This window comes from Rathayibacter rubneri (assembly GCF_023743255.1).
Taxonomy (GTDB): domain Bacteria; phylum Actinomycetota; class Actinomycetes; order Actinomycetales; family Microbacteriaceae; genus Rathayibacter; species Rathayibacter rubneri.
This window is the reverse complement of the sequence record NZ_JAMRYM010000138.1, coordinates 1-6,387: the sequence shown is the minus strand read 5'-3', so window position 1 is coordinate 6,387 and position 6,387 is coordinate 1. Positions and strand designations below refer to the sequence as shown.

Here is a 6,387-nt window from a genome sequence, read left to right as displayed (position 1 = left end):
CCGGCGGCGGTGCTCGCCGCCAGGGTCAGCCGCACCTCGGCGCGCACCCCGGGCACGAACGTCGAGACCGCCGGCTCCCCGCCGGGAGCGGTGCCCGCGACGTCGCCGTCGCACAGCAGATCGGCCAGAGCATTCGCCCGCAACTGAGACAGCGTCCGGGCGTCCCCGAGCGCGCCCTCGTCGCCCTCGCGGAGGCACCGGGCGATGCGATCCAGGCGCGCGAACGCCCCCACCGCCACCGGGGCCGGCAGCCGCGCGCACAGCACCGCCATGCCGTCCACCTCCGGCACCACCCACACCGCACGATCCTCCCGAGCCCGCACATGCCGCTCCGCGAGGGGCTCGACGTGCAGCTCGTCACGCAACCGCGCGACCCGCCGCCGCAACTGCGTCGGCGTCAACTCCACCGCCAGCGGCGCGGCCCGCGCATCGAACGCCGCACGCGACTCCCGAGGCAGCGTCGCCGCGACCGCGCAGATCACCTGACCCGCCTCCCACCGCACCACCGCCGCCGCCAGCGCCGCCCGCGTGCACGGCAGATCCTCGACCAGCAGCCCCGCATACTCCAGCTCCCGCGACACCACCCGCTCCGACACCCCCAGCGCGACCGCCAGCTCGGCCCGCACCGACCGCTCCACCAGATCATCCGACTCGCTCCGCGACACCCCCCGCGCGAACGCCTCAGGACACCCCAGCGCCGCACGATGCCCCGCGTACAGCTCCTCCGCCGCCGCCAGCAGCACCGGAGCCGCCGACCGCGCCAGCGCATCCGCTCGGTCGCCGTGCTCCCGCACTGCGGCGAGCGCCTCCACTGTCCCTGTCTCCGTCATGCGCGTAGTCGACCAGCGACCACTGACATTCCCTCATGTCCACCCGTCGGCGTGGCGCGGTCGTGGCGCAATCGGCCCCGACGTGACAGCGGGGAGCAGCGCGCCTCAGCCCAGGAACAGCGACAGCACCAGCGTCATCCCGAGCGCCAGCACCGACGCCAGCGAGACCCCCACCGTCACCGTCTTCAGCGCCCCGCGGACCGACTGGTCGAGGAACGTCTGCAGCAGCCAGAAGGTGTTCGACGTGACGTGGATGCAGAAGAGCGCCCCGGAGCCGGCGGCCAGCGCGATGAGCAGCGGATCGAGGCCGAGCGAGGCCGCGACGGGTGCGATCACTCCCGCCGCCGTGATGGCCGACAGCGTCACCGATCCGACCGCGATGTGCAGCACCGCGGCCATCAGCCACACCAGCAGCAGGGGCGCGAAGGAGGAGGCGGAGAAGTAGCCCTTGAGCACGTCGCCCAGATCGCCCTGCGCGATGACGGCGGCGAGGGAGCCGCCGATGCCGGTGAGGAGGAAGATCTGGCCGCCGTCCTGGAAGCCCTTCACGACGGCCTTCTCGATGCGCTTGGTGCCGACCGCGATGCGGCCGATCACTCCGGTGGCGATGACGGCGAGCAGCAGGGCGATGATCGGGTTGCCGAGGAACTGCAGCGCGGGCACCTCGGCGCCGGCCACGGTCAGCACGGCCTGCGTCGCGATCAGGAGGAGCGCGACCAGCATCGGCGCGAACAGCAGCAGGAGCGGGCGCTCGCGCTCCTCGACCGCGCCGGGGCGCAGGCCGGCCGGGCCGCGCGGCACTCCCCCGACGGCGGTGCGCACGGTACCGGTCGCAGGAGCGGGTGCGGCACCGCCGCCGCCCACCTCCTCGTCGTCGTCCCGGACGACCACCTGCTGGTCGCGCGCGGGGTCCCAGAAGCCGAGCCGGAAGGCGAGCGACATCAGCAGGATCGTCAGCACCACCGTGGGCGCGACGACCGCGAAGCCGCCGAGCATCATCACTCCGAGCGGAACGCCCAGCAGCCCGGCGAGCGCGACCGCGGCGAAGCCGGGCACCATCATGACGATGCCCATCTCGAGGCCCACGGCGAAGGTGACGCCGATGATGCCGGTGCCGTTCGGTCCCAGCCGCGGCGCGATCCTCCGGGCCAGCGGGGCGGCGATCACGATGAGCACGTCGACGAAGATCGTCTGCAGGTAGGTGGCGAGCGAGAGGCCCAGCGCGTACGGGATTCCCCGGCGGCCGAACACGCGCATCAGGCCCTCGACGAGCCGCACGATGGCGCCGGTCTCGTTGAGCATCGCGCCGATCAGCACGCCCCAGCCGATCAGGATGCCCGCCTCGGCCATCACCTCGCCGAAGCCGGTCGACATGGTCGAGACGGTGTCGACGGGCCCGAGACCGGTCAGCAGGCCGATCGCGGCGGCGCCCAGTGCGAGCGCGATGACCGGGTTGATGCGGAAGCGCACGATCACGACGACGACCACGACGATCACCAGCGCGACGACGCCGAGGGTGTACCACTCGGGCATGACGGCCTCCTCCAGGTGCCCGCGGCTTCGCGTGCGGTCACACACTAGGGCCACCCGGGATCGCCGTCGCGAGCGCGGCCCGATCGCGCGACCGGCGAGGAGGGGACCGGAGGCGACTCGGGCCTCGCCGAGGTCCCCGACGCCGCAGATCGCGCGATCAGTCCGAGCGGAGCACGCGAGATCGTACCGACGAGGCCCGAGGGGACGGAGGCGCCGCGGCGCACCAGGAGAATCGGCACGAATCACCCCTGTTCCCCGGAACCGCGCGCGTGTTAGCGTGAACACTCCCGACTCGCCCCGCGAACGGGGACCAGGGACGGCCACCCCGCCCCACTGATCCACTCCACCGATCGGAAAGGTCTCGATGATGAGACGACGCTCCTCGGAGCACCCCGCGCCCGCGCGCCGGACCCGCACGCTCCTGCTCTCCGCCCTCGCCTGCACGAGCGTCGCCCTCACCGGCGTGCTCGTGCCGACGGCCGCCTCGGCGGTCGACGTCCCCGCTCCCACGGCCCACTACGACATGTCGCACGCCGGCTCGGCCCTCCTGGACATCTCGGGGAACGGACGCAACGCGACGCTCACCGGGCTGACCGACGCGTCCTTCGCGGACGCGGGCGGCGACCAGGTCGCCCGGTTCCGCGCCAACGGCTACGCGGCCCTGCCGAAGAACCTCGTCACGGGCACCGACAACGCCTTCGCGGTCGAGTACACGGTGAAGACGCAGACCTCGGCGAACCAGTTCGGCTGGGTGATCGGCGACGGCGTCGGCCCCTGGAACACGACGGCGCTGGGCAACCACGTGTTCGTGAACCCGCGCAGCTCCGAGGGCGCGTACAACGCCCAGGTGCTGGCGGGCATCCGCGTGAAGGACACCGGCAACGGCGAGCAGCGGCTCCCCGCCGGCGGCGGCCTCAACCCGGGCTTCACGACTCTCACCATGGTCGGATCGGGCACCGGCTCCAGCACCACGCTGACCCTCTACCGCGACGGCGCGCAGATCTCGACCGTCACCGCGGCCAAGTCGATGGCGAGCATCATCCCCTCCGGCACCACGCTCGGCTACCTCGGCCGCTCGCTCTACCAGGGCGACGCCCTCTTCACCGGCGACGTCACGGACGTGAAGTTCTGGGACACCTCGCTGACCGCCGACCAGGTCGCCTCGAGCATGCCGACCGCCGACGCCAAGCGCGCCTCGACGGCGGCGCTCCTGCGCTCCGACCTGCTGCCGGTGGTCCTGAACGGCAACCCGTCGCTCACCGCGGTCTCGGGGAACCTGAACCTCCCCACGACCAGCAACGGCATCTCCCTCAGCTGGGCGTCGTCGAACCCCGCGGTCGTCTCGACCACCGGAGCCGTGTCGCGCACGATCACGACCGACACCCCGGTCACCCTGACGGCCACCCCGAGCTCCGGCGGCCCGATCACCTTCGAGCTCGTCGTCCTGGCTCCGAGGATCAACGACGACCTCGACGCGATCGCCCTCGCGCCGCGCACCACCGAGAACCTGCCCCTGGTCGTGAAGGGCGTCAAGAACGGCACCGCGATCACCTGGACGTCCTCGGACCCGGCGCTCGTCACTCCGACCAACGCCGGCTACCAGGCGCCGGCCGTCGGCGCGGCCGACCCGTACCAGGGCGGCGGAGTCGTCACCCGACCCGCGTACGGCACCGGTGACGCGACCGTCACCCTGACCGCGAACGCGACGCTCAACGGAGTCTCGGAGTCGCGCACGTTCGCCCTCACGGTGGCCGAGCTCGGCCGCACCGCTCCCGACGCGGGCTACGCCTCGGCGTACTTCAAGTCGGACGGCGACGAGAAGATCTACCAGGCGGCGACGTCCGGCAACGACTTCTTCACCTTCTCGCCGGTCAACGGCGGCAAGGCGGTCATCACCTCGACGACCGACACCCGCGGCCTCCGCGACCCGTTCATCCTCCGCTCGCACAACGGCGACAAGTACTACATGGTCGCCACCGACCTCTGCATCTCGTGCGGTACGAGCTGGGGCGACGCGCAGTCCCAGGGCAGCCTCAAGATCGAGGTCTGGGAGTCGACCGACCTGGTGCAGTGGACCCGCACCAACGGCGCCGACACCGGCATCACGGTCAACCAGCCCGCGGCCGGCATGACCTGGGCGCCGGAGGCGTACTGGGACGACGCCCTGCAGTCGTACGTCGTCTTCTTCTCGTCGCGCCTCTACTCCGACGCCACGAAGTCGAACGGCGACAAGCTCTACTCGCGGGTCTTCTCGGTGATCACCCGCGACTTCCGCACCTTCACGCAGCCGCCCGCCACCTGGCAGGACACCGGCTACGCGCGGATCGACTCGACGATCACGAAGATCGGCGACTACTACTACCGCTTCACCAAGAACGAGGAGGGCGGCGCCGCGGGAATCCTCGAGGCCGGGAAGGACATCTTCCTCGAGAAGTCGACGGTGCTGACCGCGCCGACGACCTCGTCGAACTGGAACGCCGACCCCACGAGGACCTGGCAGCTCACCGACACCAACATGACCCGCCTCGAGACGGGCCAGGAGGGCGAGGGCCCCGAGATCGTGAAGCTCAACGCCGGTGACCCCAACGACACCACGGGCACCGGAGACGGCTACGCGTTCCTCGTCGACAACTACGGCAGCGGCGGCTACAAGGCCTTCGTGACCTCGGGCGCCGCGATCGCCGGCAGCTCGCAGGCGTCGCGCCTCTCGAAGTCGGCCGACTGGACCGTCTCGACGAAGGGCGGCCTCCCGGCCAGCCCGCGCCACGGAGCGTTCGTCAGTGTCCCGCAGACGGTGCTCACCGCCCTGAAGGAGTGGGCGCCGGTCTCGGCCGTCGGCTCGACCACGACGCTCGCCGTCGACGGCCGGACCGCGACCGCGACGGTGACGGCGGCCGACTCCGGCGACGTGGCGGGCTCGGTCACCTTCCGCGGCGGCAGCTGGAGCCAGACCGTGCGTCTGAGCGGCGGCACCGCCACGGCGACGGTCCCGGCCGGAGTCACGGGCGTCACCGCCTCGTACGACGGCTACGCCGACGCCCTGGTCACCCCCTCGACCTCCGCGGCGGTGAGCCTCGACACCCTCGAGCTCACGCCGACGGCGTCGACGCGCTGCATCGCCGGCAAGGTCGTCCTCACGGTGACGGTGAGGAACACCGACACCGCTGCGGCCGCCGTGCAGGTCGAGACCGCCTACGGGTCGAAGTCGTTCGCGTCGGTCGCCCCCGGCGCCTCCGCCTCGGCCGCCTTCACCACGCGCCTGCGCTCGGTGCCGGCGGGGACCGCCACCGTCATGGGCACCGCGGTCGACCAGCCCGCGTTCTCCGGGTCGGCGCCGTACGCGGCGGCCGCCTGCTGACGCGCCGCTGACCGACGACGGCGCCCCTTCCTCCCCCGCGGAGGGAGGGGCGCCGTCGTCGCTCAGTCCTCGGGCAGGTCGGCGTAGGCGCGCTTGACGCCGTTGTACCAGTCCAGCGCCTTCTTGGGCCGCATCCAGCGGCCCTTCATCGCCTCGCGGGCCTCGCGGTGCGTCTCGTCACCGGCCTTCACGGCGTCCTTCAGGTGGCGGTCCTGGGCGTTGATGACCTCGTCGGCGGTCGCTCCGCGGTGCTCCAGGGCGCACGGCCCTCCGAGATCGCGGCAGGTCATGGTCTTCACGGTGCATCCTCCTCCTGCCGTCGCACGGCGCGACGGCTACTGCTCCTACGACGGATCGCGGCCCTCGAGTGTGACCGCAGCCGAGCGCGGCCGGCGCAGCACGCCCGCGAGGACGTCGGGATCGGCCCGGAACACGATCGAGTCGACCCGGCCGCCGTCCACCGCGAAGTCGAAGGCGACCCGGGCGGCGCCGAGGTGGAACCAGGCGTAGCCCGGGCGCCCGAGGACGAGGACGGGCAGGGCCGCGTGGGCGCTGCCGTCGAAGAACGCCGCGACGGCCTCGCGTCCGTCGATCCGCTCGGGGGCGCCCGCCGCGATCGCCGCCGCATCGGCGCGGACGGTGGCGCCGGGAGCGAGCAGCGCGAGG

At 72.5% G+C, this 6,387-nt stretch carries 4 protein-coding genes and 1 pseudogene; 1 reads left to right on the top strand and 4 read right to left on the bottom strand.

The features are described from left to right. On the bottom strand, positions 1-830 hold an 830-nt coding region (locus NB037_RS18065), incomplete at its 3' end, for a DUF222 domain-containing protein (RefSeq protein WP_251948252.1). Between the two features lie 105 nt (positions 831-935). Then, positions 936-2,363 carry a GntP family permease gene (locus tag NB037_RS18060; RefSeq protein ID WP_251948250.1) on the bottom strand — a complete coding sequence of 476 codons (1,428 nt, stop codon included), beginning with the start codon at positions 2,361-2,363 and terminating at the stop codon, positions 936-938. A 367-nt stretch (positions 2,364-2,730) separates the two neighbouring features. Between NB037_RS18060 and NB037_RS18055 the strand changes: the two genes are divergently transcribed. Next, positions 2,731-5,721 carry an immunoglobulin-like domain-containing protein gene (locus tag NB037_RS18055; RefSeq protein ID WP_251948248.1) on the top strand — a complete coding sequence of 997 codons (2,991 nt, stop codon included), beginning with the start codon at positions 2,731-2,733 and terminating at the stop codon, positions 5,719-5,721. A 62-nt stretch (positions 5,722-5,783) separates the two neighbouring features. On the opposite strand, the gene NB037_RS18050 is transcribed toward NB037_RS18055, so the two are convergent. Both NB037_RS18050 and NB037_RS18045 read right to left on the bottom strand, forming a co-directional pair. Next, positions 5,784-6,011: a hypothetical protein gene (locus tag NB037_RS18050; RefSeq protein ID WP_251948254.1), complete on the bottom strand. Its 228-nt coding sequence runs from the start codon at positions 6,009-6,011 to the stop codon at positions 5,784-5,786. Positions 6,012-6,065: 54 nt separating this feature from the next. Then, positions 6,066-6,387, bottom strand: a pseudogene (locus NB037_RS18045) (hypothetical protein); the annotation flags it as partial.